This window comes from Mesorhizobium sp. AR10, assembly GCF_024746795.1.
In the GTDB taxonomy this organism is placed as follows: domain Bacteria; phylum Pseudomonadota; class Alphaproteobacteria; order Rhizobiales; family Rhizobiaceae; genus Mesorhizobium.
Map to the genome: position 1 here is coordinate 1,056,444 of NZ_CP080524.1, position 23,992 is coordinate 1,080,435.

Annotated in this window: 26 protein-coding genes, 1 tRNA gene and 1 pseudogene; 18 read left to right on the forward strand and 10 right to left on the reverse strand. The window is 64.6% G+C overall.

Annotated elements, in window-relative coordinates:
* Positions 1 to 22 precede the first annotated feature (22 nt).
* Together LHFGNBLO_RS08485 and LHFGNBLO_RS08490 are read left to right on the forward strand one after the other, a co-directional pair.
* Entirely contained in the window at positions 23 to 385 is a 363-nt protein-coding gene (locus tag LHFGNBLO_RS08485) for a YciI family protein (protein ID WP_258605843.1), read from the forward strand.
* Positions 382 to 1,644 (forward strand): RNA polymerase sigma factor, encoded by a 1,263-nt coding sequence (locus tag LHFGNBLO_RS08490; RefSeq protein WP_258605845.1) that lies wholly within the window; start codon positions 382 to 384, stop codon positions 1,642 to 1,644. Before LHFGNBLO_RS08485 ends, LHFGNBLO_RS08490 begins: the two co-directional genes overlap by 4 nt.
* 16 nt (positions 1,645 to 1,660) lie before the next feature.
* On the opposite strand, the gene LHFGNBLO_RS08495 is transcribed toward LHFGNBLO_RS08490, so the two are convergent.
* The 6 genes from LHFGNBLO_RS08495 to hrcA all read right to left on the reverse strand — a co-directional run bounded on the left by LHFGNBLO_RS08495 (position 1,661) and on the right by hrcA (position 7,055).
* Positions 1,661 to 2,281: a glutathione S-transferase family protein gene (locus LHFGNBLO_RS08495; RefSeq protein WP_258605846.1), complete on the reverse strand. Its 621-nt coding sequence runs from the start codon at positions 2,279 to 2,281 to the stop codon at positions 1,661 to 1,663.
* A 133-nt stretch (positions 2,282 to 2,414) separates the two neighbouring features.
* Positions 2,415 to 3,395, reverse strand: a complete 981-nt coding sequence (gene cysK, locus LHFGNBLO_RS08500) for a cysteine synthase A (RefSeq protein WP_258605848.1) — start codon at positions 3,393 to 3,395, stop codon at positions 2,415 to 2,417.
* A gap of 179 nt (positions 3,396 to 3,574) precedes the next feature.
* A complete protein-coding gene (locus LHFGNBLO_RS08505) occupies positions 3,575 to 4,192 on the reverse strand; it encodes a LysE family translocator (RefSeq protein ID WP_258605849.1) in 618 nt (205 codons plus the stop codon).
* Positions 4,193 to 4,266: 74 nt separating this feature from the next.
* Positions 4,267 to 5,640, reverse strand: a complete 1,374-nt coding sequence (locus tag LHFGNBLO_RS08510) for a PQQ-dependent sugar dehydrogenase (protein ID WP_258605851.1) — start codon at positions 5,638 to 5,640, stop codon at positions 4,267 to 4,269.
* A 106-nt stretch (positions 5,641 to 5,746) separates the two neighbouring features.
* Positions 5,747 to 5,944, reverse strand: a complete 198-nt coding sequence (locus LHFGNBLO_RS08515) for a hypothetical protein (RefSeq protein WP_258605852.1) — start codon at positions 5,942 to 5,944, stop codon at positions 5,747 to 5,749.
* Between the two features lie 25 nt (positions 5,945 to 5,969).
* Positions 5,970 to 7,055 carry a heat-inducible transcriptional repressor HrcA gene (hrcA, locus tag LHFGNBLO_RS08520; RefSeq protein WP_258605853.1) on the reverse strand — a complete coding sequence of 362 codons (1,086 nt, stop codon included), beginning with the start codon at positions 7,053 to 7,055 and terminating at the stop codon, positions 5,970 to 5,972.
* 179 nt (positions 7,056 to 7,234) lie between these two features.
* Between hrcA and rph the strand changes: the two genes are divergently transcribed.
* The 5 genes and pseudogenes from rph to LHFGNBLO_RS08545 all read left to right on the forward strand — a co-directional run bounded on the left by rph (position 7,235) and on the right by LHFGNBLO_RS08545 (position 10,959).
* Positions 7,235 to 7,951 (forward strand): ribonuclease PH, encoded by a 717-nt coding sequence (rph, locus tag LHFGNBLO_RS08525; protein ID WP_258605854.1) that lies wholly within the window; start codon positions 7,235 to 7,237, stop codon positions 7,949 to 7,951.
* Between the two features lie 172 nt (positions 7,952 to 8,123).
* On the forward strand, positions 8,124 to 8,534 hold the full coding sequence (locus LHFGNBLO_RS08530; protein ID WP_258605856.1) for a VOC family protein: 411 nt from the start codon (positions 8,124 to 8,126) through the stop codon (positions 8,532 to 8,534).
* Positions 8,534 to 9,226: an RdgB/HAM1 family non-canonical purine NTP pyrophosphatase gene (gene rdgB / locus LHFGNBLO_RS08535; RefSeq protein ID WP_258605857.1), complete on the forward strand. Its 693-nt coding sequence runs from the start codon at positions 8,534 to 8,536 to the stop codon at positions 9,224 to 9,226. The genes LHFGNBLO_RS08530 and rdgB overlap by 1 nt, the downstream gene beginning before the upstream one ends.
* A pseudogene (gene hemW, locus LHFGNBLO_RS08540) lies at positions 9,223 to 10,387 on the forward strand (radical SAM family heme chaperone HemW). Before rdgB ends, hemW begins: the two are co-directional and overlap by 4 nt.
* Positions 10,388 to 10,521: 134 nt before the next feature.
* Positions 10,522 to 10,959, forward strand: a complete 438-nt coding sequence (locus LHFGNBLO_RS08545; RefSeq protein ID WP_258605858.1) for an EamA family transporter — start codon at positions 10,522 to 10,524, stop codon at positions 10,957 to 10,959.
* 73 nt (positions 10,960 to 11,032) lie between these two features.
* Here the strand turns inward: LHFGNBLO_RS08545 and LHFGNBLO_RS08550 are convergent, their stop codons facing one another.
* Entirely contained in the window at positions 11,033 to 11,230 is a 198-nt protein-coding gene (locus LHFGNBLO_RS08550; protein ID WP_258605859.1) for a hypothetical protein, read from the reverse strand.
* A gap of 173 nt (positions 11,231 to 11,403) precedes the next feature.
* On the opposite strand from LHFGNBLO_RS08550, the gene rsmI reads away from it, so the two are divergent.
* Together rsmI and LHFGNBLO_RS08560 are read left to right on the forward strand one after the other, a co-directional pair.
* Positions 11,404 to 12,330: a 16S rRNA (cytidine(1402)-2'-O)-methyltransferase gene (rsmI, locus tag LHFGNBLO_RS08555; protein WP_258609655.1), complete on the forward strand. Its 927-nt coding sequence runs from the start codon at positions 11,404 to 11,406 to the stop codon at positions 12,328 to 12,330.
* Positions 12,323 to 12,700 carry a YraN family protein gene (locus tag LHFGNBLO_RS08560; protein WP_258605861.1) on the forward strand — a complete coding sequence of 126 codons (378 nt, stop codon included), beginning with the start codon at positions 12,323 to 12,325 and terminating at the stop codon, positions 12,698 to 12,700. Before rsmI ends, LHFGNBLO_RS08560 begins: the two co-directional genes overlap by 8 nt.
* 310 nt (positions 12,701 to 13,010) lie before the next feature.
* On the opposite strand, the gene LHFGNBLO_RS08565 is transcribed toward LHFGNBLO_RS08560, so the two are convergent.
* A complete protein-coding gene (locus LHFGNBLO_RS08565) occupies positions 13,011 to 13,817 on the reverse strand; it encodes an undecaprenyl-diphosphate phosphatase (protein ID WP_258605862.1) in 807 nt (268 codons plus the stop codon).
* Positions 13,818 to 13,978: 161 nt separating this feature from the next.
* On the opposite strand from LHFGNBLO_RS08565, the gene LHFGNBLO_RS08570 reads away from it, so the two are divergent.
* The 9 genes from LHFGNBLO_RS08570 to LHFGNBLO_RS08610 all read left to right on the forward strand — a co-directional run bounded on the left by LHFGNBLO_RS08570 (position 13,979) and on the right by LHFGNBLO_RS08610 (position 22,668).
* A complete protein-coding gene (locus tag LHFGNBLO_RS08570; protein WP_258605863.1) occupies positions 13,979 to 14,671 on the forward strand; it encodes a glutathione S-transferase family protein in 693 nt (230 codons plus the stop codon).
* Positions 14,652 to 15,812 carry a tRNA epoxyqueuosine(34) reductase QueG gene (queG, locus tag LHFGNBLO_RS08575; RefSeq protein ID WP_258605865.1) on the forward strand — a complete coding sequence of 387 codons (1,161 nt, stop codon included), beginning with the start codon at positions 14,652 to 14,654 and terminating at the stop codon, positions 15,810 to 15,812. Before LHFGNBLO_RS08570 ends, queG begins: the two co-directional genes overlap by 20 nt.
* Positions 15,809 to 16,711: an SDR family oxidoreductase gene (locus LHFGNBLO_RS08580; protein ID WP_258605867.1), complete on the forward strand. Its 903-nt coding sequence runs from the start codon at positions 15,809 to 15,811 to the stop codon at positions 16,709 to 16,711. Before queG ends, LHFGNBLO_RS08580 begins: the two co-directional genes overlap by 4 nt.
* 84 nt (positions 16,712 to 16,795) lie before the next feature.
* Entirely contained in the window at positions 16,796 to 17,863 is a 1,068-nt protein-coding gene (mepA, locus tag LHFGNBLO_RS08585) for a penicillin-insensitive murein endopeptidase (RefSeq protein WP_258605868.1), read from the forward strand.
* Between the two features lie 84 nt (positions 17,864 to 17,947).
* Positions 17,948 to 18,967, forward strand: coding sequence for a glucokinase (locus LHFGNBLO_RS08590; RefSeq protein ID WP_258605869.1), 1,020 nt, complete (start codon positions 17,948 to 17,950; stop codon positions 18,965 to 18,967).
* Positions 18,968 to 19,181: 214 nt separating this feature from the next.
* Positions 19,182 to 21,041: an ABC transporter ATP-binding protein gene (locus LHFGNBLO_RS08595; RefSeq protein ID WP_258605871.1), complete on the forward strand. Its 1,860-nt coding sequence runs from the start codon at positions 19,182 to 19,184 to the stop codon at positions 21,039 to 21,041.
* Positions 21,038 to 21,859, forward strand: coding sequence for a 4-hydroxy-tetrahydrodipicolinate reductase (gene dapB, locus LHFGNBLO_RS08600; protein ID WP_258605872.1), 822 nt, complete (start codon positions 21,038 to 21,040; stop codon positions 21,857 to 21,859). Before LHFGNBLO_RS08595 ends, dapB begins: the two co-directional genes overlap by 4 nt.
* A gap of 34 nt (positions 21,860 to 21,893) precedes the next feature.
* Positions 21,894 to 22,514, forward strand: a complete 621-nt coding sequence (locus tag LHFGNBLO_RS08605) for a 2,3-bisphosphoglycerate-dependent phosphoglycerate mutase (RefSeq protein WP_258605873.1) — start codon at positions 21,894 to 21,896, stop codon at positions 22,512 to 22,514.
* 69 nt (positions 22,515 to 22,583) lie between these two features.
* Positions 22,584 to 22,668, forward strand: a tRNA-Leu gene (locus tag LHFGNBLO_RS08610).
* Between the two features lie 91 nt (positions 22,669 to 22,759).
* On the opposite strand, the gene LHFGNBLO_RS08615 is transcribed toward LHFGNBLO_RS08610, so the two are convergent.
* Positions 22,760 to 23,296, reverse strand: coding sequence for a GFA family protein (locus LHFGNBLO_RS08615; RefSeq protein WP_258605874.1), 537 nt, complete (start codon positions 23,294 to 23,296; stop codon positions 22,760 to 22,762).
* Positions 23,293 to 23,928 carry a TetR/AcrR family transcriptional regulator gene (locus tag LHFGNBLO_RS08620; RefSeq protein WP_258605875.1) on the reverse strand — a complete coding sequence of 212 codons (636 nt, stop codon included), beginning with the start codon at positions 23,926 to 23,928 and terminating at the stop codon, positions 23,293 to 23,295. Before LHFGNBLO_RS08620 ends, LHFGNBLO_RS08615 begins: the two co-directional genes overlap by 4 nt.
* Positions 23,929 to 23,992: the final 64 nt, after the last annotated feature.

The following is a 23,992-nucleotide window of genomic DNA, read 5'->3' on the forward strand; positions in this document are numbered from 1 at the left end:
CCTATAAAAGGGAGAGACGACCATGCAGTATCTGCTACTCATCTATGGAACCGAAGCCGCAATGGCAGCAGCGCCGAAGGAAGCGGTGACGCAAATGAGCGCCGCCTACGGCGCCTATACCGAAGCGATGATCAAGGCCGGCGTGTTCGTCGGTGGCGAGCGCTTGAAACCGGTATCGACGGCGACCACCGTGCGGGTAACCGGCGGCAAGACCAATGTGCTAGACGGCCCCTACGCCGACACCAAGGAACAGCTTGGCGGCTACTATTTGATCAACGTGCCGGACATGGACGCGGCGATCTCCTGGGCGGCGCGCTGCCCGGGCGCCGGCACCGGCACTATGGAAGTGCGGCCTATCTGGCCGATGGCGGAATATCCTGCGTGACAACCAGCAGGCCGGACACTGCATGGGCGGCGGCAGAAACTGCCGCCCGGCAGAGTTATGGCAAGCTGGTTGCCTATCTCGCGGCGCGCACACGCGACGTGGCCGGCGCCGAGGACGCGCTGGCCGATGCCTTTGCCGCGGCACTCGAACGCTGGCCGCAAAGCGGCGTGCCTGAGAAGCCGGAAGCCTGGCTGCTGGCAGTGGCGCGACGGCGCAGCGTCGACGCGGTCAGGCGACGGCTGACCAGCGAGGGCGGCCGCAACCACCTCAGGCTGATCGCCGAGGAAATGGAGGCGCGCATGCTCGACCAAGAGCTGCCTGACGAGCGCCTGCGGCTGATGTTTGCCTGCGCCCATCCGGCGATCGAGGCCGGCGTGCGGGCGCCGCTGATCCTGCAGACCATTCTGGGCTTCGACGCGGCAACGATCGCTTCGACTTTCCTGGTGTCGCCGGCGACAATGGGCCAACGCCTGGTGCGCGCCAAGTCGCGCATCCGCGAGACCGGCATTCCGTTCCGCGTGCCGGAGCGAACCGAACTCGGCGAGCGGCTGGATACTGTGCTGGAGGCGATCTACGCCGCCTTCGCCGAAGGCTGGTCCGACCCGGCCGGCACCGAAACGCAGCGCCGCAACCTTGCGACGGAAGGCATATGGCTCGGCCGGCTGGTGGCCTCGCTTATGCCGGACGAGCCGGAGGCACTGGGGCTGCTGGCGCTGATGCTGTTTGCCGAGGCGCGGCGAGCGGCGCGGCGCAATGCAGCCGGGGACTATGTGCCGCTGGCCGAGCAGGATCTTGCGCAATGGGATGACGCCTTGATCTGCGAAGCGGAGACGCTGCTCCGGCGCGCCGCCAGCAAAGGCGTGATCGGCCGCTACCAGCTTGAAGCCGCCGTACAATCCGCCCACACGACGCGACGGCTGACCGGCTTGACCGACTGGATCGCGATCAAGCAGCTTTATGATGCTCTGTCGGTGATTGCCGGCTCGCCGGTGGTGTCGATCAACCGGGCGGTGGCCATTGCCGAAGCCGACGGTGCAGCTGCAGGATTGGCCGCGCTTGACGAACTCGGCGACGACAGGCGTCTCGCCGACTACCAGCCCTATTGGGCGGCACGCGCCGGCCTGCTGGCCAGGCTCGACAAGACAAGCCAGGCGGCCGAAGCCTATGATCGCGCGATCGGGTTGGAACGCGATCCGGCCGTGCGCCGGTTCCTGCAGGAGAAACGGGCGGGGCTGGGCAACAACGCGACGAAGGGATGAGCCCCTTCGCGCGCGGTCAAGCCGGCCACATGCCGTGGGAAGCATTCAGCTTGCGCATCACCGGATGTTGCCGCAACACGGCCCATAGGCGCTCGATGTTTGGCCAGGCGATGCGGGCTTTCTCAATGTCGGGATGCCAGGCAATCAACATGACGAGATAGATGTCGGCCAGCGAGAGCTTGTCGCCGACCAGCCAGTCGCGGTCTTCGAGGGCGGCATCGAGAATGGCAAAGCCTCGATCCATCTCGGTGACCGCTGCCAGCTTGACGGCTTCCAGACCGCCGGGGTCTGCCGTGTAGCGATGAGCGTAGAAGAACCTCAGGGCAGCCGGGTAAATGACCGAGGCCATGAAAGCCATCCAGCGCAGGAAATCGGCGCGTGCCGGCGAACCGGACGCCGGCGCCAGACCCGCATCCGGGTGACGCTCGGCAAGCAGGATGCACATTGCCGCCGACTCGGTGATCGAGTTGCCGTCCGGCAAGGTCAGGACCGGCACCTGGTTCAACGGGCTGATGTCGAGAAAGGCCGGGTCCGGCGGCTTTGGGACATCGATCTGGTCGAAGGGCAAGCCCGCCAGCGCAAGTGCCGCCTCGACAACGAAGCCGCCGCTGTTGGGGCGCGTATAGAGCTTGTACATAAAATCCTCCGCCGGCCTCGAGCAAGCCGGCCGGCGGCTATTGGACACGCAAGCCGCATCCCGCTCAAGCGGGCGGCGGCAGCCACGGACGGATTTTCCGGCGGTCCAGCGCCGCCACCATCTGGAATAAGGTCTAGGAGCCTAACCCCTCGAACAGGATCGTCGACAGATAGCGTTCGGCGAAGGACGGGATGATCACCACCAGGTTCTTGCCCTTGTTCTCCGGCCGTGAGCCGACGACGATCGCCGCCTGCAGGGCAGCGCCCGACGAAATGCCGACCGGCACGCCTTCGAGGCGGGCGACCAGCCGCGCATTGGCGACCGAATCCTCGTTCGAGACCTTGACGATCTCGTCATAGATCGTCGTGTCGAGAATCTTGGGCGCGAAGCCGGCGCCGATGCCCTGGATCTTGTGCGGGCCGGGCTGGCCACCGGACAGCACCGGCGAGGCTTCCGGCTCGACGGCGACGACATGCACCGAAGGCTTGCGCTGCTTCAGCACCTGGCCGACGCCGGTAATGGTGCCGCCGGTGCCGATGCCGGCGACAAAGATGTCGACCTCACCATGGGTGTCGTTCCAGATTTCCTCGGCCGTGGTGCGGCGGTGGATTTCCGGATTGGCGGGATTCTCGAACTGCTGCGGAATGATGGCGTCGGGCAGCGTCGCGGCCAGCTCGTCGGCCTTGGCGATGGCACCCTTCATGCCTTTCGGCCCTTCGGTCAGCACCAGTTCTGCGCCAAGCAACGCCAGCATCTTGCGGCGCTCGACCGACATGGTTTCCGGCATGGTCAGGATCAGCTTGTAGCCCTTGGCGGCGGCGGCAAAGGCGAGCGCGATGCCGGTGTTGCCGGAGGTCGGCTCGATCAGCGTGGTCTTGCCGGGCGAAATCTTGCCCGACGCCTCCAATGCCTCGATCATCGACACGCCGATGCGATCCTTGACCGAGGCGATCGGATTGAAGAATTCGAGCTTGGCCAAGAGATTGGCGACGACACCCTTTTCCCTGGCGAATTTGTCGAGCCGCACCAGCGGCGTATCGCCGATCGTTTCGGTGATCGAATTGTAGACGCGGCCGCGGCCGGGCACGCGCGCGGAGGTGACGGGCTTGTTCATTGGTTTCGCTCCCAGGAGTAAGGCACGTATGTTCGAGCCGGCAGGATAAGGCCTTCGGCCGCGCAAGATAAGCTGCCGTTTGAAAATATCCGAGTGGGCTGCATGCTGAAAATGCCCTTGCCTCGGAAAGGCATTTCCCGAAAGGGCCTACAACAGGAATGGCTTGGCGAAAAAGAGGTCTATTGGCGAGCGGCGATCGCTGCCGCTGCCCCGACCATGAAGCCGGCGGCGGTGCGGTTCAGTGCCTTGAGCGCCCGCGGCGACTTCAGGAACCAGCGCGCCTTGGCCGCCAGCGCCAGATAGGGCACCAGCACCACCAGCAGGACGATGACGGTCAGCGCGACGAGGATGCCGTAGTCGGCCAGCGTGATAGTTTTCAGGTCGACGATGGTCGGTGTGATGGCGAGATAGAAGATCATCGTCTTCGGATTGCCGAGCGTCACAGTGAGGCCGGCAACAAAACTCGACACCAGCCCGCCCTTGCCCTTCTTGGCTTCGACCGTTTCGGGCGTGATGCCACTGGTCCAGAAGCGCCAGCCGAGGAAGGCGAGATAGGCGACGCCCAGCCATTTGATCGCCAGGAAGACGATGCCGAAAGTCTGCGCAACGAAAGCCAGGCCAAGCACCACGGCGGTGAGGTAGGTGAGGTCGCCGACTATCAGCCCGAACGACATCGCCAGCGACGAGCGGAAGCCGGAACCGAGCGCACGCGCGACAAGCGCGGTGACGCCGGGGCCGGGAATGGCGGCGGCGATGCCGAGAGCGGCGCTATAGGCCAGGAATCCGGTGAGGGTCATGCTTCAGCCCTAGCGCAAAACCAGGCGAGGGTGAATTCCCTGAAGGGTGGATTCGGTTGCGCCAGCGCTGCCAGTCAGGAGCGCCCTTGGCCATAGGTGACGCGCCAGATGCTGCCGCTGCCGTCCTCGGTGACGATCAGCGCACCGTCATTGGCCACCGCCACGCCGACCGGGCGGCCCCATACCGCCGCGTTGGAGACGACGAAGCCGGTGATGAAATCCTCATACTCGCCGGTCGGCTTGCCATCCCTGAACCGCAACCTGACGACCTTGTAGCCGGTCCTGATGCCGCGGTTCCATGAGCCGTGCAAAGCGACGAAGGCATCGCCCTGGTATTCGGCCGGAAAACTGGACTCCGCCGTGAAATTCCTGCCGTCGTAGAAGGCAATGTTGAGCGGCGCCGAATGCGCCTGCATCAACACGTCGGGGATGGTGGCCTTGCCGGCAAGGTCGGGACGTTCGCCCTCGTGGCGCGGATCCTCATTGTTGCCGATATAATACCAGGGCCAGCCATAGAAGGCGCCTTGCTTCACCGTCGTTGCATATTCGAACGGCAGGTTGTCGCCGAGTTGGTCGCGCTCGTTGACGACGCACCAGAGCGCGCCGGTGGCCGGCTGCACGGTCATGCCCGAGCAATTGCGCAGGCCGGTGGCGACGATGTGTCCGTTCTTGCCGTCGGGGTCGAACGCCAGCACGTTCGCGCGGCCGTCCTCATAACCCCATGTGGCGCCCAGCGGCTTCGATTTCACCCAGGCGTCGAGGCCGCCATCCGGCTCTTTCTCCATGCTCTCGGCAACGTTCGAGAGGGAGCCGACTGACATGTAGAGCGTCTTGCCATCCGGCGAAAATGCGATGTCGCGGGTCCAGTGACCGTTCGAAGGAATGTTGGAGACGATGGTTTCCGGATTGCCGGAGGCCTTCAGATCGCCGTTGCGATAGGGGAAGCGAACGACGCCATCGCTGTTGGCGACATAGACCCATTCCGGGTTGTCTCCCGGGGGATAGAAGGTAATGCCGTAGGGGCGGTTGAGGTTGCGGGCGAAGATCGCTTTCCTGGCGGGCTGCGCACTGCCTTCGGCGAGACGATAGAGGCGGATCTGGTCGGCTTGGCTGTTGGCGACAAACAGATCGCCATTCGGCGCGACGCGGACGACACGCGGGTTGCCGATACCCGACGCGATCATCTCGGCCGAGAAGCCTGGCGGCAGTTGCAGCTTTGCGTCTTCAGGTCTTTCGGCCAGACCGGGTCCGTTCGATGCGGATTCGGTGACAAAGGGAGCGTGCAAGTCCTCTGGCCGAATCAAGCGCCGCACGCCTGGCCTGTCGGCATGCCAGTCGCCGAAGGCAGCTTCGCCTTTCAGCAGCGGCTGATCCGACTGCTGGGCGAAGCTGGTGGTGGCAAGCAGAAAGGCAACGGGAATGGCGGCCAAGCCGGCAAATCGGATCATGCTGTCCTCCAAGGCGTCGCCTTGAGGAAAGGAAACGGGCGGGGCCGACGATCGTTCCGCCTCGCACAGTCAGCACACAGTGAGTTGAGGGGACCGCTCAGAGGGATTAGTTTCCGGCGGCGTAGAAATCGTCGTCGAGGCGCTTTTCCAGCTCAACGAGATCGGCCGGCAAAGGCAAGCCCATGGCCCGCATTTCCCTCAGCTTTTCGCGCAGCTGTTCCTGCACTTCATGCTGATCCTCCGGCTGGTTGATCATCTCCTCGAGCAGCATGCTGATCTGGGCCTTGAATGATTCCAGCGCCATTCTTTTTCTCCTTTTGCGGCATCCGTCAGCGCAGCATGCGGGAAATAAGCTGCGCCGTATAGTCGACCATCGGTACGATGCGGGCGTAGTTGAGCCGGGTTGGGCCGATGACGCCGAGCGCACCGATGACGCGGGCATCCTTGTCGCGATAGGGCGCGACGACCAGCGACGAGCCCGACAGCGAAAACAGCTTGTTTTCCGAACCGATGAAGATGCGCACGCCGGACCCTTCCTCGGCGAGGTCGAGTAGCTGGATCAGCCCGTCCTGCGTCTCCATGTCCTCGAACAGGTGCCTGAGCAGCTCGATGTCGGCCTGGGCGGTGACGTTTTCGAGCAGATTGGCGCGGCCGCGCACGATAAGACGCGCCGGCAGGCCGCTTTCCGCCCCGGCCCAGACCGCCAGCCCCTTTTCCACCAGATCCTGCGACAGCGTGTCGAGTGCTGCCCTGGTCTCTTCCTTGATGCGGGCAATCTGGACCCGCGCCTCGGCCAGCGTGCGGCCGCGGATATGGGCGTTGAGGAAGTTGGAGGCTTCGTGCAATTGCGAGACGGTGATGCCGGCGGGCAGGTCGACGACTCGGTTCTCGACGTCGCCGTTCTGCGACACCAGCACGGCCAGCGCCTTGGTCGGCTCGAGCTGGATGAATTCGATGTGTTTCAGTGCCACCTCGTTCTTGGCGGTAAGCACGAGGCCGGCGCCGCGCGACATGCCCGACAGCATCTGGCTGGCCTCGGTCAGCATATGTTCCAGCGTTGCGCCCGAGCCGGAGGCGCGCACCTGCGCCTCGATGATGCGGCGCTCCTCGTCGGAGAGATCGCCAAGTTCCATGAAGGCATCGACGAAGAAGCGCAGTCCGGCCTGGGTCGGCAGACGGCCAGCCGAGATGTGCGGAGCGTAGATCAGCCCCAGATGCTCCAGGTCGCTCATCACGTTGCGGATGGTGGCCGGCGACAGCGAAGATGGCAGAATGCGCGACAGGCTGCGTGATCCCACCGGTTCGCCGTCCTTCAAATAGGAATCGACGATGCGCCGAAAAATGTCGCGCGAACGCATGTCGAGCGACTGGAGCGCGGGCGACAGCAGACTGGGTTCGGCGACAGCCTTGGTCATTCGAGCCAAAAACCTCCACCTCTAGGATATAGACTTCACTGGCGCCCGCGCAACCCGGTGCCGCGTTTGCGGTCACCGCAGTGTCGTTTGCGGCCACCCGGCCATTTTCCTTTGCGCCATGGACTGCGTGAGGCTACAAGCCGGCCACGATTCCGAAAAATGACAAGAAAGCAGACTGAATGCGCCCTTCCAAACGCCAATTCGACGAAATGCGCGCCATCTCCTTCGAGCGTGGCGTCTCCAAGCACGCGGAAGGCTCGTGCCTGGTGAAGTTCGGCGACACGCATGTGCTGTGCACGGCAAGCCTCGAGGAGAAGGTGCCCGGCTGGATGCGCAATTCCGGCAAAGGCTGGGTGACGGCGGAATACGGCATGCTGCCGCGCTCGACCGGCGAACGCATGCGCCGCGAAGCCTCCTCCGGCAAGCAGGGCGGCCGCACGCTGGAAATCCAGCGGCTGATCGGCCGCTCGCTACGCGCCGTGGTCGACCTGCAGGCGCTGGGTGAGCAGCAGATCACCGTCGACTGCGACGTGATCCAGGCCGATGGCGGCACCCGCACCGCCTCGATCACCGGCGGCTGGGTGGCGCTCCACGACTGCCTGCGCTGGATGGAAGCCCGGCAGATGGCCAGCGTCGCCAAGGTGCTGAAAGACCATGTCGCAGCGATTTCCTGCGGCATCCATGACGGCCAGCCGGTCATCGATCTCGATTATGTCGAGGATTCCTCGGCCGGCACCGACGCCAATTTCGTCATGACCGGCAAGGGCGGCATCGTCGAGATCCAGGGTACGGCCGAAGGCGAACCTTTTTCCGAGGAGCAGTTCGCCGAGCTCATGGGACTAGCCAAGAAAGGCATCCAACGCCTGGTCAGCCTGCAGCAGATGGCCGTCGCATAGGCTTTCAGATGCCGAGCTTGTCCGCCCCCCTCTGGCCTGCCGGCCATCTCCCCCTCAAGGGGGGAGATTGGGTGTCGCCAATAACCGGCGTTGCAGAATGGCTGCCGACGACGAAACTGCCAATCTCCCCCCTTGAGGGGGAGATGCCTGGCAGGGCAGAGGGGGGTGCCTGGTGACTCCCTCGGCAATTCTGGAATCGGCCCTCTACGTCACCGATTTGGCTGCCGCCGAGGCCTTCTACTCCGACGTGCTCGGGCTCGATCTCTTGGGCAAGGTCGACGGCAGGCATCTCTTCTTCCGTTGCGGGAACGGCGTGCTGCTGGTCTTCAACGCCGAGGCGACCAAGGTTCCGCCGGCGCCGGACGCCCGGCTGAAAGTGCCGCCACACGGCACGGTCGGCGACGGCCATCTTTGCTTTGCGGCAAGTGCTGCCGAGATCGTGCGCTGGAAAGCGCATCTGGAGGCGAGGAACATCGACATCGAAAGTGAGTTCGAATGGCCGCAAGGCGGCCGCTCGATCTATTTTCGCGATCCGTCCGGCAATTCGCTTGAATTCGCCGAACCGAGAATCTGGGGTCTTTGATGCAGTCGCCAAATCTTCAGTCGCCAAATGTTCATTCGCTTGACGGGAAAAAGATCGTCGTCGCCAGCCACAATGAAGGCAAGCTGCGCGAATTCGCCGACCTGATGGCGCCGTTCGGCATAGAAGCGAAGTCAGCGAAGGAATACGGCCTGCCGGAGCCGGACGAGACCGGCACCACCTTCGAGGAGAATGCCTATATCAAGGCGCTGGCCGCGGCCAAGGCAACCGGTCTGCCGGCGCTGTCGGACGATTCCGGCCTGTGCGTCGATGCGCTCGACGGGGCGCCGGGCGTCTACACCGCCAACTGGGCCGAAACCCTGGACGGGTCCCGCGACTTCGGCATGGCCATGCAACGCACGGAAGTGGCGCTGCAGGAAGTCGGCGCGGTTGATCCGACACAGCGCACGGGCCGCTTCGTCGCTGTCATCTGCCTGGCCTTTCCCGACGGCGCGGCCGAATATTTTCGTGGCGAGGCCGAGGGCACGCTGGTGTGGCCGCCGCGCGGCGAACTTGGCTTCGGCTACGACCCGGTGTTCCTGCCCAACGGTTTCGAAAAAACCTTCGGCGAGATGAGCGCGGAGGAAAAACACGGCTGGAAGCCCGGCCAGCCGACGGCGCTGTCGCACCGCGCCCGCGCCTTCCAGAAATTCGCGCAAGCACGATTGAATCTGGCCAGATTGGTCTCGGAATGACCCTGCAGCTCGACCGAGCCCCTGGCTTCGGCGTTTACATCCATTGGCCGTTCTGCGCAGCCAAGTGCCCGTATTGCGACTTCAACAGCCATGTCCGCCACCAGCCGGTCGACCAGGAGCCGTTTTGCAAGCGCCTTCGAAACGGAGCTGGCGACGATGCGGGAACGCACCGGGCCACGCGAAGTGACCAGCATTTTTCTTGGCGGCGGCACGCCGTCGCTGATGGAGCCGGAAACGGTGGCGACGGTGCTCAACGCGGTGGCGAAGAACTGGTCGGTGCCCGCCGGCATCGAGGTGACGCTGGAAGCCAACCCCTCATCGGTCGAGGCCGAGCGCTTTCGCGGCTACCGCGCGGCCGGCGTCAACCGGGTGTCGCTCGGCGTGCAGGCGCTGAACGACAAGGATTTGCGCTTCCTCGGCCGGCTGCATAATGTCGACGAGGCGCTGCATGCGATTGGTCTCGCGCGCGAAATCTTTCCACGGCTGTCCTTCGACCTGATCTATGCCCGGCCCGACCAAACGCCGGAAGCGTGGCAGGCAGAGCTCGAACAGGCGATCGGCCACGCCGCCGACCATCTGTCGCTCTATCAACTGACCATCGAGGAAGGCACGCCGTTCCACGCGCTGCACGCGGCGAAGAAATTCGCCATTCCCGACAATGACCACGCCGCCGACCTCTACGCGCTGACACAGGAGATTACCGCTGCGCACGGGCTGCCGGCCTACGAGATTTCGAACCACGCCAGGCCGGGCGCGGAAAGCCGGCACAACCTGACCTACTGGCGCTATGGCGAATATGTCGGCGTCGGTCCCGGCGCGCATGGCCGCTTCATCGAGAATGGCCGCCGCGTGGTGACGATCGCGGAAAGAATGCCGGAGACCTGGGCCAATCTGGTCGAGGCCAAGGGCCATGGCGTGACCGGCGGCGAGATCCTGACCCGCTCGGAAGAGGCCGACGAGTTCCTGCTGATGGGGCTGCGGCTGGCCGAGGGCATCGACCTTTCCCGCTACGAGGCGTTTTCCGGACGCGGCCTGTCGACGGCGCGGCTGTCGGTGCTGCAGGACGAAGGGCTGGTGGCGCCGATCGGCAATGCACGGCTCCGCGCCACGGCCGCCGGCATGATCGTGCTCGATGCGGTGGTGGCGGACCTGGCGCGGTAAGCAAGCAAACTTTGTCCGCGCCAAGGCTCCTCCTCGCGGGCGCGTTGCAGCCAATCTCCAAGTCTGCGGATTGCACTTCAGGAAGCGTGCGTTTCGCGGTATCTCGGTTGAGACCCCATGCGCGAGGCCACCGAATGAACCTGACCGTTTCCTCCTGGCAATTCTGGGCGCTGTTGTCGGCAACCTTCGCCGCGCTGACGGCGATCTTCGCCAAAGTCGGCATCGAGAACATCAATTCCGATTTCGCCACCTTCATCCGCACGATCATCATTCTTGTCGTGCTCGGCGGCATCCTCGCAGCCAGCGGCCAGTTCCAACCGCTCGGATCGATCGCGGGAAAAACCTGGCTTTTCCTCGGCCTGTCCGGACTGGCGACCGGAGCCTCGTGGCTCTGCTACTTCCGCGCACTGAAAATTGGCAATGCGGCGCAGGTCGCGCCGATCGACAAGTTAAGCGTCGTGCTTGTGGCGGTGTTTGGCGCGGTCTTTCTCGGCGAGCGACTCTCCGGCGCGAACTGGCTTGGCGTTGCCCTTATCGCGGCGGGCGCGGTGCTGGTCGCTTATCGGGGTTAGTGGCGCGCCATCCCGGGCATTCTTCGTTTCAAGACGGGTGATGAAAATATCGAAGCGATTGGGCATCGTCTGGTCAGTGCTCCATCGTGCTGCCGGTGTCGGTCGAAGGGTCGATTTCAAGCTTGCTTGCTGTCGACGGACGGCGCAGGGGCGGTTTTTTGGCCTGGCGGTCATCGGCCTTGGCAGGCCGGCTCTTGGCCTTAGGCGCAGCGAAGCGCTTGCGGCCGGCATAATAGGGCTCGAAAACGTCCTGTATCTTCAGGCTGTCCATCCTGTCCTCCTCCCGAGTCTCAGGCATAAATTCGCCGGCCACGGTTTCGTTCCCCACTGTGGCAAAGGCATGGCGGTCGCATTGCTTCGAAGTCACGTTTTGCAACACTTGGGGGGCACGTTTTGCAACCGGGCGTGCGCCGTGCCAAAAAGGGCGAAATGGAGAGGGTCTTGGTGACCGGTGATACGGCAAAACGCAGCTATGTGATCGGCCAGACCGAGATTTCAGTCCGGCCGCTCGAGCCGGCGCTCTATCTGGTGGCGACGCCGATCGGCAATCTCTCCGACATCACGCTGCGGGCGCTGGAAACGCTGGCCGCCGCCGACATCGTCGCCTGTGAGGACACACGGGTTTCGCGCGTGCTGCTCGACCGCTACGGCATCCGCCGCCGCACCACCGCCTATCACGAGCACAATGCCGGCGAGGCCGGGCCAAAGCTAATCGCGGCCCTGCAGGCCGGGCAGAGCGTGGCGCTGATCTCGGACGCCGGCACGCCGCTGATCTCCGATCCCGGCTACCGCCTGGTCGGCGAAGCGATCGACCACGGCATCCGCGTGGTGCCGATCCCCGGTCCGTCTGCGCCGCTTGCGGCGTTGACGGCATCCGGCCTGCCCTCCGACGCCTTCCTGTTCGCCGGGTTTTTGCCGGTGAAGACAGGACAGCGGCTGACACGGCTGGAAACGCTGAAAACCGTTCCGGCGACGCTGATTTTTTTCGAGTCGCCTCGCCGGTTGGCCGAGACGCTTGTCGCGATGGTCGAGGCGCTGGGCGGCGAGCGGAAAGCCGCGATCGGCCGTGAATTGACCAAGGCTTTCGAGGAGATGCGGACGGGAACGCTGCAGGTTCTGGCCGACCACTATGCGGCCGCCGATACGCCGAAGGGCGAGATCGTCATCTGTGTCGGCCCGGCCGAAGCCAAGGCCGAAGAACCGGCCGATATCGACCGGCTGCTGTTGTCGCTCGCTGCCGAGATGCCGGCCTCGAAGGCGGCGGCGGAAGCTGCCAAGATGACCGGCGGCCAGAAACAGGCGCTCTACCGGCGGCTGCTCGAGCTTAGGGATGCCCTTGGGGACAACCTCGCGGAAAGCAGCGGTGGCTGAGCGCCCGGCCGCCAGCCGCCAAAAGGCCTATCGGCGCGGCCATCGCGGCGAATGGCTGGCGGCAGCGGCGCTGATGCTGAAAGGCTACCGGATTCTGGCCCGCCGCTATCGCACCAAGCTCGGCGAGATCGACCTGATCGCGCGGCGCGGCAATCTGGTGCTGTTCGTCGAGGTCAAGGCGCGGCGCACGCTGATCGAGGCGATGGAGGCTATCGCCCACGAATCGGAGCGCCGCATCGAGGGCGCCGCCGATCTGTGGCTGATGCGGCAGCGCGACTACGGCAAACTGTCGATGCGTTTCGACATGGTGGCGGTGCTGCCCTGGCGCTGGCCGGTGCATGTCGAGAATGTGTTTTATGGGCGGAACTAGGTCGGCTCCCGGCAGGCCTTTAAGGCGTTGCCAAGTCTTCAGACAATGACGGTTTGCTTTGTGGAGACGAGCCAATCGCCGAAGATGGCGCCGCCCCTCATCGCCCTGCCGGGCACTTCTCCCCGTATAGTGACGGGGAGAAGGGGCTGGCCGCAACCTCGGCGCGCTTCTTGCAACGCTGGTGATTGGCGAAACCGCCGATGACAGCGTCCCTCTCCCGTCGCTATACGGGAGAGGATGCCGGCAGGCAGGTGAGGGGCAGCGCAAATGCCCAGTGAGGTACCAATTCAAACTGAAAACGTGCCCGAGGTTAGCCCCAGATCATCAGCGCCACCAGACCGACGCTGCCGACGACCAGCCGCCACCAGCCGAACAGCGCAAAGCCGTGGCGCGAGACGTAGTCGAGCAGGAAGCGGACGACGATCAGCGCGGTGACGAAGGCGGCGACGAAGCCGATGGCGATGATCGGCAGATCGGCTGATGTCAGCACATTGCGGTTCTTGAACAGGTCGAAGGCGAAGGCGCCGACCATGGTCGGTATGGCGAGGAAGAAGGAGAATTCCGCCGCCGCCCGCTTGTCGACCCCTAGGAGCAACGCGCCGACGACGGTCGAACCGGAACGCGAGGTGCCGGGGATCAGCGACAGGCACTGGAAAAGTCCGATCTGCAGATAGAGCCTGGTCGGAAAGCGCTCCACGTCGCGGTAGACCGGCTGCAGCTTCATGCGGTCGACAGCCAACAGGATGACGCCACCGATGATCAGCATGATGCAGATCAGCCGCGGCGATTCGAACAGCACCGTCTTGATGAAATCATGCGCCAGCGCGCCGAGGATGGCCGCCGGCAGGAAGGCGATGAGGATGCCGAGGACGAAATGCCGCGTCAGCCGGTCGCGCGGAAAGTCGATCAGCATTTGCCACAGGCGGCGGAAATAGACGCTGAGGATCGCCAGGATGGCGCCGAGCTGGATCAGGATCTCGAAAGCCTTGCCGGTCGAGTGGAAGCCGAGGAAGTGGCCGGCAAGCAAGATATGACCGGTCGACGAGACCGGAATGAACTCGGTCAGGCCCTCGAGCATACCGAGCAGCAGCGCTTCAACGATGGTGTGGCTATCCATGGCAACCTCGGCATTCGTGTGAGGGCTTGCAAAAGGGCTTGCTTGTCATGGCGCGGAAGTCACCCTATAGGTCGCAGCACCCTGACAGCCCGCTGATGCGGGCGGCCAAGACTTACCGGCGCCGCCGGCGATCCGCCAGTGCGCCTTTTTATCGCGGGACCATGCTGACGCTTTTCCACCACCCGATGTTTGCCACCTGCCGCTTCGTTCGCCTCGCCTTTGGCGAGTATGGCGAGGAGCTGGCGCTGATCGAAGAAAAGCCGTGGACGCGGCGCAAGGAGTTCCTGGCGCTGAACCCGGCGGGAACCTTGCCGATCCTGCTTGCCGAGGGCGACGTGCCGATCGTCGGCGCCATGGTCATCGCCGAATATCTCGACGAGACGCGCGGCGTGCTCAAGCGCGACAAGCGGCTGTTCGCCGAGGACCCGATGGAGCGCGCCGAAATCCGGCGGCTGACCGACTGGTATCTCAACAAGGCCGAAGGCGAGGTGACCCGGCATCTGGTGCGCGAGCGCGTGCTGAAGCCGGTCATGCCGGAAACGGCGGGCGGTGGCTCGCCCGATTCGGCGGCGATCCGCGCAGCGCGCGCCAACATCCGCCAGCACATGAAATATACCAACTGGCTGGCCGGCACGCGCCATTGGCTGGCCGGCAACAGGGTGACTTATGCCGATCTGGCGGCAGCGGCGACGCTGTCGGTGCTGGATTACCTCGGCGAGGTCGACTGGCGCGAACACTCAGCGGCGCGCGAATGGTACACGCGGGTGAAATCGCGGCCATCGTTCCGGCCACTGCTGTCCGACAGGGTGCGCGGCCTGTCGCCGGTATCGCATTATGCGGACCTCGATTTCTGACGCCTCAAAACTGCGCGCGCTGATCGACCGCGAGGCGCGGCGCGCCGGTTTCGATGCGGTTGCCGTCACCACGCCCGACGCGATCCCGCTGGCGCCGGGCCGGCTCGCCGAATTCGTCGCCGACGGTTTTCACGGCTCGATGGACTGGATCGCCGAAACGCTGGAGCGGCGGGGCGAACCGACGGCGCTGTGGCCGCAGGTTCGCTCGATCATCGTGCTTGCGATGAATTACGGACCGGACCACGACCCGCGTGCAGTCCAGGCAAAGCGCGAGCGTGGCGCGATCTCGGTCTATGCGCAGAACCGCGACTATCACGACGTGATGAAAGGCCGGCTGAAGGAGATCGCCGGCAAGATCGTGGCGCGTGCCGGCGGTGACGTAAAAGTGTTCGTCGACACCGCCCCGGTGATGGAAAAGCCGCTGGCCGAAGCCGCCGGGCTCGGCTGGCAAGGCAAGCACACCAATCTGGTCAGTCGCGAGCACGGCTCCTGGCTGTTCCTCGGCACCATCTTCACCACGGCCGAACTGGTGCCCGATACTGCCGAGGACGATCATTGCGGCTCCTGCCACGCCTGCCTCGACGCCTGCCCAACCGATGCCTTTCCAGCGCCCTACCGGCTCGATGCGCGGCGCTGCATCTCCTATCTCACCATTGAGAACAAGGGGCCGATCCCGCATGAATTCCGCGAAAAGATCGGCAACCGCATCTATGGCTGTGACGACTGCCTCGCCGCCTGCCCATGGAACAAGTTCGCCCAAGCCGCGTCGGAGGCGAAGCTTGCCGCGCGCGACGATCTGCGCGAGCCGCCGCTCGCCGATCTGTTGCAACTGGACGACGCTGCCTTCCGGTCCTTCTTCACGGGATCGCCGATCAAGCGCATCGGCCGCGACCGCTTTGTCCGCAATGTGCTGATTGCCGCCGGCAATTCCGGTGATTTGTCGTTGGCCGGCACCATTCGGACACTGATCGGCGATGCCTCGCCGCTGGTGCGGGGGGCGGCGGTGTGGGCGTTGTCACGACTGGTGCCGGATTCGGAATTCGCTGAACGTGCCATTGCTGCCCTGAAAACAGAGAGCGACGAGGCTGTGAAAAACGAATGGCTTCTGGCGCTGCCAAACCCAATCGAGTCGCATGCATGAGCGAAAAGCAGTTTTTCATTTTCGGCGCCGGCTATTCGGGCAAGGTTTTTGCCCGCGCCAACACCGATTCCGCGACGACCATTTTCGGTACGACGCGCTCGCCGGAAAAATTCGAGGCGCTGCGGCAAGCCGGCGTCGAACCGGTGCGCTTCGACGGCGCGCTGACGCCGGAAATCGGCGACGCATTGAAGACGACGACCCATCTGATCATCTCGGTCGCTCCGGAAGAAGCCGGCGATCCCGTGCTGAATGCCGCCCGCGCGGCGGTCGTGGCGGACATGCCGGCACTCGAATGGATCGCCTATCTCTCCACCGTCGGCGTCTATGGTGATCATGGCGGCGCCTGGGTGGACGAGACCGCCGAATGCCGGCCGGTGTCGAAGCGCTCGGTCATGCGGGTGGCCGCCGAGCAGGACTGGCTGAGACTCGGCCAGGACATCGACCGTCCCGTCGCGATCCTGCGCCTGTCAGGCATTTATGGTCCCGGCCGCAATGCCCTGGTCAATCTGGAAAACGGCACCGCAAGACGGCTGGTCAAGCCGGACCAGGTGTTCAACCGCATCCACTGCGACGACATTGCCGGTGCGCTCCGGCATCTGGCCGCAAACAATAGCGGCGGCATCTTCAACGTCACCGACGATCTGCCGGCGCCGCCGCAGGATGTCGTCGCCTATGCCGCTTCGCTGATGGGTGCCACACCGCCGCCGGAAATTCCGTTCGAGACCGCCCAACTTTCGCCCATGGCGCGGTCCTTCTATGGCGAGAACAAGCGCGTCGCCAACGCGGCGATCAAGGCCGCGGGCTATCGCTTCCGCTTTCCCGACTACCGCAGGGCGCTCGACCATCTATGGGCTGACGGCAACTGGCGCGACGGCGATCCGCGTAGCCCGATGAGGTGATCGAAGTGGCGCGCGCGGCGTGATATGATTCGGCCAGTGGTCGCCTTTCGGGCATAGTTCAGGGAATGCGGAGGGGTCCGGTTCATGACGACATCGACGCGATCATTGCTTGGCACGCTGGCCGTCCTCGCTTTGACTGGCCTCATGGCGCAACCCGCGGCGGCCGAGGAGCGGGCGAAAGTCCTGTTCGGCGCCAAGAAGCTGCCGGCGCTGGCGGCTGCGCAATCCATCGGCTTCTATTCCAGGGGCTGCTTTGCCGGCGGCGTCGCCATCCCCATGGATGGCCGCAACTGGGAGGTGATGCGGCCGTCGCGCAACCGCCGCTGGGGCCATCCAACGATGATCGCGCTGATCGAGAAATTGTCGCGCGACGCCGCAGCCGACGGCTGGCCGGGCCTGTTGATCGGCGACATTTCGCAACCGCGCGGCGGCCCGATGCTGACCGGCCATGCCTCGCACCAGATCGGCCTCGACGCCGACATCTGGCTGACGCCGATGCCCGCCCGCAAGCTTTCGATCGCCGAGCGCGAAAACATCAGCGCCACCTTGATGGTCGATGAAAAGACCCACCTGGTGAAAGACGCGCTGTGGACGTCGAAACACACTCGGCTGCTGAAGCGCGCGGCGAGCTACGCGGAAGTCGAGCGCATTCTGGTCAATCCCGGGATCAAGAAAAAGCTCTGCGATACCGCCACAGGCGACCGCGCATGGCTGCGCAAGATCAGGCCGTTCTGGGGCCACGACTATCACTTCCATATCCGCATCGGCTGCCAGCCGGGTTCCCCCAACTGCAAGGGGCAGGAAGCGACGACGCCCGGCGACGGTTGCGACAAGTCGCTGGCCTGGTGGTTCACCGAGGAACCATGGCGCCCCAACAAGAACCCCGACAAGCCGAAGGCGCGCGACGTGATGACGATGGCGAACCTGCCCAAGCAATGCCGGTTCGTGCTCGACGCGCCGGATCCGGCCTCGGTGGAAGCCGTCACCTATTATGGCGACGGCATGCCGATCGCAGCGGCCGGACCAGCGGAGGCGCTGCCGACGGTACCTGCAGAGCCAAGCGGCGCGGCGGCACTGCCGGCCTCGGCAAGTGCGTTTGCGCCGACACCCGAGATCGGCATCCCGCTACCGCGACCACGGCCGGGGAACTGACGCGGAAGCGGCTTTCCCTTTCCGAAGTCATGCGCTAGTCACGAGAAACAGCGGCAGACTGCCGGAACGGGGACAGACAAGAGCATGCAAGGCGACGACGAGACAGCGCTGCGATTTCCGGTCCTGATCGGCGACATCGGCGGCACCAATGCGCGCTTCTCGATCGTGCTCGACGCGAATTCGGAGCCAAGCGAGCCGCAGATCGTCCAGACGGCCAATTTCAATACCATAGACGAGGCGATCCAGGCGGCGGTGCTCGACCGCTCGTCGATCCGACCAAATTCGGCGGTGCTGGCGGTGGCCGGCCCTGTCGACAGCGACGAGATCCAGCTCACCAACTGCCCGTGGATCGTCAAGCCCCGGCAGATGTTTGCCAGCCTGGGCTTGAGCGACATCGTCGTGCTCAATGATTTCGAGGCGCAGGCGCTGGCCGTCGTCGCGCTCGGCGAGGAGCATATGGAAAAGATCGGCGGCGGCACACCGGAACCCAATGCGGGACGGGTGGTGCTCGGGCCGGGAACCGGGCTCGGCGTCGCCGGGCTGGTCTACGCCTTGCACCACTGGATACCGGTGCCCGGCGAGGGCGGCCACATGGATATCGGGCCGCGCTCGCCGCGCGATTTCGAAGTGTTTCCGCATATCGAGAAACTCGAGGGACGCATCTCCGGCGAACAGATCCTGTGCGGGCGCGGCCTCGTCAACGTCTATAGGGCGGTGGCCAAGGCCGACGGCAAGCCGGCGCCCTTCACCAAGCCGGCCGAGATCACCGCCGCGGCGCTGGCAAAATCCGATCCGGTGGCCGAGGAGGCGTTGTCGATGTTCGTCACTTGCCTCGGGCGAACCGCCGGCGATCTGGCGCTGGTGTTCAAGAGCCGCGGCGGCGTCTTCCTCACCGGCGGCATCGCCCAGAAAATCGTGCCGGCGCTGAAAGCGGGCAATTTCCGCGCCGCCTTCGAGGACAAGGCGCCGCACAGGGAGCTGATGCGCACCATGCCGGTCTACGTGATCACCCATCCGCTGGCGGCGCTTTTCGGTCTCGCCGCCTATGCCAGAAACCCTTCGCTGTTCGGTGTCCAGACGGCAGGACGGCGCTGGCGGGCCTAAGGCCTGAACCATCCTGATGGAATCAGGATGGGGTCCTATCTTTTAGTTGACCATGATCTTTTCCGGAAAACCGGCTTCCACTTTTCGGGATCATGGTCCGGCCCGCGACGAAGTTTCGCCGCCTTGGCCATAGGCAAGCCGTGACCGGGGCGTTAAGAGGGATGCCTAATTGCAGCCCGGCCACACGAAGCGAAACCCACGAAGCGCTCCAGACTTGACACTTCAAACACCAAACACAGGCAAAGCCCAACCCGGCGAGATTGTGGCAGTGGTGCGCCGCATCTTCGCCGAGAACGGCCGCGAATACCGCGGGTCCTACGTTCTGGCCATCCTTTGCCTGCTGGTGGTGTCCGCCACGACGGCCGCCGTCGCCTGGGTCATGAGCCCGGTCGTCAACCAGATTTTTTACGAGCGGCGGGGCGACCTGATCGCATTGATCTGCGCGGGCATTCTGGCGACCTTCATCCTGCGCGGCTTTGCCACCTACGGCCAGGGCGTCATACTGGCCAGGATCGGCAACAATCTCGTCGCGCGCTACCAACGCCGCATTTTCAACCATCTGATGAAGCTCGGGGTCGGCTTTTTCAACGATACCCGTTCGGGCCAGCTGGCCGCGCAGATCAATGAGAACGTCAACGGCATCCGCGATCTGCTGTCGATGACGCTGACATCGACCGCGCGTGACGGCGTGACGTTGATCGGCCTGATCGGCGTCATGATCTACCAGGACCCGGTGCTGGCGCTGAGCTCACTGCTGATCGGACCGCCACTCATCTACGCCGTGGTGTACATCATGCGCCGGGTGCGCCGCATCACGCGCGAATCGGTGCAGATCAATTCGCGGCTGATCGGCGCCATGCAGGAATCCACGCAAGGCATCGCCATCGTCAAGGCCTTCACCATGGAGGACGCGCTGTCGCGCCGCATCGCCGACCTTGTCGACAGTTCCGAACACCGGGCAAATCGGATCGCGCGCGTGTCGGAACGGCTGTCGCCGATTTCCGACATTCTGGCCGGCGTCGCGGTTGCGGGCGTCATCGGCTATTCCGGTTACCGGGCAACGGTTCTGGGCGAGCCGCCGGGCGCAGTCTTCTCCTTCATCACCGCGCTGATGCTTGCCTACGACCCGGCACGACGACTGGCGCGCATGCAGGTCGGCATGGAGCGGGCGCTGGTCAATGCGCGCATGATCTACGAACTGCTCGACCTCGAGCCGCAGCAGGGCGATGCGCCCGGCGCGGTTGAGGCGAAGATCACCACTGGCGAGGTGCGCTTCAACAATGTCTCGTTCGGCTATGTCGCGGACGCGCCGGTGCTGCAGGAGCTGAGCTTCGTCGCCGCCGCCGGCAAGATGACCGCCATCGTAGGTGCCTCGGGCGCCGGCAAGTCGACGCTGGTGGCACTGTTGCAGCGCTTCTACGATGTCGAGGCGGGCAACATCGAGATCGACGGCCAGGACATATCAGAGGTTACCAAGCAGTCGCTGCGCGGCTCCATCGCCTATGTCTCGCAGCAGCCCTATCTGTTCGAAGGCACCATCCGCGACAACATCCGCTACGGCCGGCCGGGCGCCAGCGACAGCGAGATCGAGCGGGCCGCGCAACAGGCCGCGGCCGACGAGTTCATCCGCCAGCAGCCGGAAGGCTACGACACCCCTGTCGGCGAAAACGGCGTGACACTGTCGGGCGGCCAGCGCCAGCGCGTATCGATCGCCCGCGCCATCGTGCGCAATGCCCCGATCCTGTTGCTCGACGAGGCGACCTCGGCGCTCGACAACGAGGCCGAAGCCCGCGTCCAGGAAGCGCTGACCCATGTCATGGAAGGGCGCACGACCATCGTCATCGCGCACCGGCTGTCGACGGTGGTCAATGCCGACCACATCATCGTGCTGGAACAGGGCCGGCTGGTCGAAGAAGGCACGCATGCCTCGCTGATGGCCGATCCGCACAGCGTCTATGCCCGCTTCCACCGGGTGCAGGGCAAGAAGGGGCTGGGGCTTGTCGACGACGCCAAGCCAATCCAAACTCCGCTGCCGCGCTCGCGTGGAAAGAAGCTGGTGGGGAGGAACGCATGAGCGAATCCGGCGATATGGGCCTGGTGGTGGTGGGTGCGGCCGGCCGCATGGGCCAGGCGCTGATCCGCGCCATCCACACCATCCCGGGCGCCCGCGTCGCCGGTGCGGTGGAACGGGCCGGATCGCCCTATCTCGGACAGGATGCCGGAGAATTGGCCGGCATCGGCATCATCAATGTTGCGATCGGCGACGACCCGCTGCCGGTCTTCGCCAAGGCCGATGGCGTGCTCGATTTCACCGCCCCGGCCGCGACCGTCGAATTCGCCGGTTATGCCGCGCAGGCGCGCATAGCCCATGTCATCGGCACCACCGGCTGCTCGGCCGAGGACAATGCGAAAATCGCGGCGGCGGCGCGCCACGCAACGATCGTCAAATCCGGCAATATGAGCCTCGGCGTCAATCTACTGGCGGTGCTGGTGGAGCAGGCGGCGCGGGCGCTCGACGCCGACGATTTCGACATCGAGATCCTGGAAATGCACCACCGGCACAAGGTCGATGCGCCCTCGGGAACGGCGCTGCTGCTTGGCGAGGCCGCGGCCGCAGGGCGCGGCATAGCGCTCGCCGGCAACGATGTGCGCGTGCGCGATGGCCACACCGGGGTGCGCAAGACCGGCTCGATCGGCTTCGCCACGCTGCGCGGCGGCTCGGTGGTCGGCGACCATTCCGTAATTCTGGCCGGCACCGGCGAGCGCATCACGCTTGCCCACCATGCCGAGGACCGGGCGATCTTCGCCCGTGGCGCGGTCAAGGCGGCACTTTGGGCGCGCGGCAAGAAGCCGGGACTGTATTCCATGCGGGACGTGCTCGGGCTCGCCTGAGACGGCCACATCCATAAACGTTGAAGGAGCGAAAATGTCGGGAACTCTCGTGCTCGTGCGCCATGGCCAGAGCGAATGGAACCTGAAGAACCTGTTCACCGGCTGGCGCGACGTCGACCTGACCGAACAGGGGCACAAGGAAGCCAAGGAAGCAGGCCAGAAACTCAGGGCACGCGGCCTGAAATTCGACATCGCCTTCACCTCGTCACTGATCAGGGCGCAAAAGACCTGCCAGCACATTCTCGACGCGGTCGGCCAAAGCGATCTCAAGACCGTCCGCGACCAGGCGCTGAATGAGCGCGACTATGGCGACCTCTCAGGCCTCAACAAGGACGACGCGCGCAAGAAGTGGGGCGAGGAGCAGGTGCATGTCTGGCGCCGCTCCTACGACGTGCCGCCGCCCGGCGGCGAGAGCCTGAAAGACACCGGCGCCCGCGTCTGGCCCTATTACCTGCACGACATGCAGTCGCATGTGCTGCGCGGCGGCACGGTGCTGGTGGCGGCACACGGCAATTCGCTGCGGGCGCTGATCATGGCGCTGGACGGCAAGTCGGGCGAGGAGATCGTCAAGCTGGAACTCGGCACCGGCGTGCCGGTGATCTACAAGCTCAACGCCGATTCGACCGTGGCGTCCAAGGAAGTGCTGGAGGGCTGAGCCGGCAAGTGGGCATTTGAAAAAGCGCGTTGACACTCATCGCTTGCCCGCTTACATGAGCCCGCACCAGCCCAGATGGCGGAATTGGTAGACGCGCACGGTTCAGGTCCGTGTTCCGCAAGGAGTGGAGGTTCGAGTCCTCTTCTGGGCACCAAAGTTTTGTTGTGGCTGTCCACGACAGCCCTTCTCAAAAGCCCGCGCAAGCGGGCTTTTTTGCATCCAGGCGTTGAAGCCGGCTACGCGCCTCAGGCTTCGATCTTCCCCACCACGTCGATCTTCGGATTCCGGAACCCCATGGCGATCCACGCCCCCAGAAGCTTTGCGTAGAAAGACACTGTGTGGCTTTTCAGATTGGGGATGTCGTCCGGCAGGTTTGAGGCATCGGGCAGGGCGCCAACCATCGTTCGCAACTCGGCTTTCGGCCGCGCTTCGTGCGGCCAGAGGTGCAGATAGATACTCAGCCAGTGCGCGCCCTTCAGTTCCAGGAAGACCGGCGTGTTGCAACACGTGGCGACGACACGGCGCGTACCCGCATCGGCTGCCAGCCGGAATTCGCTCAGATGCTCCGCGCCGGACAGGATCCGGACTCGATCCTTGCGATACTCTGCACAAGACGTCGCGCCGTACGATGTGAGGATATTCCTTGCGCCGGGAAGCGTCGCGAGACGACCCGCGGCAGCCCTGCAGCTGTTGCACAGGCATTCGGACACCAGGATCGGTGCTCCCAGCACCTCGAGGCGTGTCCGTCCGCAGGCGCATCCGATATCAGCAGTTCCGCTCATTTTGCGTCCTCCTCCGCGATGTGAAACAGGTGCCGGATGTACCGGTCCAGATGATCGAGGCTTTCCCGCGCAAGCTCGGGATCGTTGCCTGCCTTGGCCAGGACGAACGCGCCCTGGATGACGGTTTGCGTGTGCCGTGCGAGGCTTTCGGCCGTCCAGTCGCCCGCGATGCCGTGATCCCAGCGCGCGGTCTCGATGTCGGCCTCCAGCGTCGCCGCATGGCCGAAGATGCTGCGGCCACAGGCATCGCGAATGTCGGGGGAACTTGCGTAGACCTCCTGCGCCATGGTTCCGACCAGACAGGAGAATTCTGCAAGGTCGCCCGCGATGATCGCCTTGCGAAAAGCGACATAGGCGAGAATGCGTTCGAGAGGATCGGCCGGCTCGTGATACGGCGCGGCGTCGAAAAAGCCCGTCGTCGTCTCGGCCCAGAACTCTGCCGCGGCGACGCCCAGAGCGTCCTTGCTGCCGAAGTGATGAAAAAACGCCCCCTTGGTGACGTCGGCCGCACGACAGAGGTCATCGACCGTGGTGGCGGCGAAGCCTTTGGCGCGGATGATATCCTGCGCCGCCTCAAGGAGCCGGGTTCGTGCGCTGCCACGTTCGGGCGAATGTTTGGTCGGTCTTGACATGCCATGTTGATACCATACGGTCGGTATGTGTCAATAGACCGGCTGAGCACGCGGAAAAGCCCGG

Coding starts and splice junctions, on each gene's coding strand:
- LHFGNBLO_RS08485 (WP_258605843.1), top strand. CDS start 23: ATGCAGTATCTGCTACTCATCTATGGAACCGAAGCCGCAATGGCAGCA.
- LHFGNBLO_RS08495 (WP_258605846.1), bottom strand. CDS start 2,281: ATGTACAAGCTCTATACGCGCCCCAACAGCGGCGGCTTCGTTGTCGAG.
- cysK (WP_258605848.1), bottom strand. CDS start 3,395: ATGAACAAGCCCGTCACCTCCGCGCGCGTGCCCGGCCGCGGCCGCGTC.
- LHFGNBLO_RS08505 (WP_258605849.1), bottom strand. CDS start 4,192: ATGACCCTCACCGGATTCCTGGCCTATAGCGCCGCTCTCGGCATCGCC.
- LHFGNBLO_RS08510 (WP_258605851.1), bottom strand. CDS start 5,640: ATGATCCGATTTGCCGGCTTGGCCGCCATTCCCGTTGCCTTTCTGCTT.
- LHFGNBLO_RS08515 (WP_258605852.1), bottom strand. CDS start 5,944: ATGGCGCTGGAATCATTCAAGGCCCAGATCAGCATGCTGCTCGAGGAG.
- hrcA (WP_258605853.1), bottom strand. CDS start 7,055: ATGACCAAGGCTGTCGCCGAACCCAGTCTGCTGTCGCCCGCGCTCCAG.
- rph (WP_258605854.1), top strand. CDS start 7,235: ATGCGCCCTTCCAAACGCCAATTCGACGAAATGCGCGCCATCTCCTTC.
- rdgB (WP_258605857.1), top strand. CDS start 8,534: ATGCAGTCGCCAAATCTTCAGTCGCCAAATGTTCATTCGCTTGACGGG.
- LHFGNBLO_RS08545 (WP_258605858.1), top strand. CDS start 10,522: ATGAACCTGACCGTTTCCTCCTGGCAATTCTGGGCGCTGTTGTCGGCA.
- LHFGNBLO_RS08550 (WP_258605859.1), bottom strand. CDS start 11,230: ATGGACAGCCTGAAGATACAGGACGTTTTCGAGCCCTATTATGCCGGC.
- LHFGNBLO_RS08565 (WP_258605862.1), bottom strand. CDS start 13,817: ATGGATAGCCACACCATCGTTGAAGCGCTGCTGCTCGGTATGCTCGAG.
- LHFGNBLO_RS08570 (WP_258605863.1), top strand. CDS start 13,979: ATGCTGACGCTTTTCCACCACCCGATGTTTGCCACCTGCCGCTTCGTT.
- queG (WP_258605865.1), top strand. CDS start 14,652: ATGCGGACCTCGATTTCTGACGCCTCAAAACTGCGCGCGCTGATCGAC.
- LHFGNBLO_RS08580 (WP_258605867.1), top strand. CDS start 15,809: ATGAGCGAAAAGCAGTTTTTCATTTTCGGCGCCGGCTATTCGGGCAAG.
- mepA (WP_258605868.1), top strand. CDS start 16,796: ATGACGACATCGACGCGATCATTGCTTGGCACGCTGGCCGTCCTCGCT.
- LHFGNBLO_RS08590 (WP_258605869.1), top strand. CDS start 17,948: ATGCAAGGCGACGACGAGACAGCGCTGCGATTTCCGGTCCTGATCGGC.
- dapB (WP_258605872.1), top strand. CDS start 21,038: ATGAGCGAATCCGGCGATATGGGCCTGGTGGTGGTGGGTGCGGCCGGC.
- LHFGNBLO_RS08605 (WP_258605873.1), top strand. CDS start 21,894: ATGTCGGGAACTCTCGTGCTCGTGCGCCATGGCCAGAGCGAATGGAAC.
- LHFGNBLO_RS08615 (WP_258605874.1), bottom strand. CDS start 23,296: ATGAGCGGAACTGCTGATATCGGATGCGCCTGCGGACGGACACGCCTC.
- LHFGNBLO_RS08620 (WP_258605875.1), bottom strand. CDS start 23,928: ATGTCAAGACCGACCAAACATTCGCCCGAACGTGGCAGCGCACGAACC.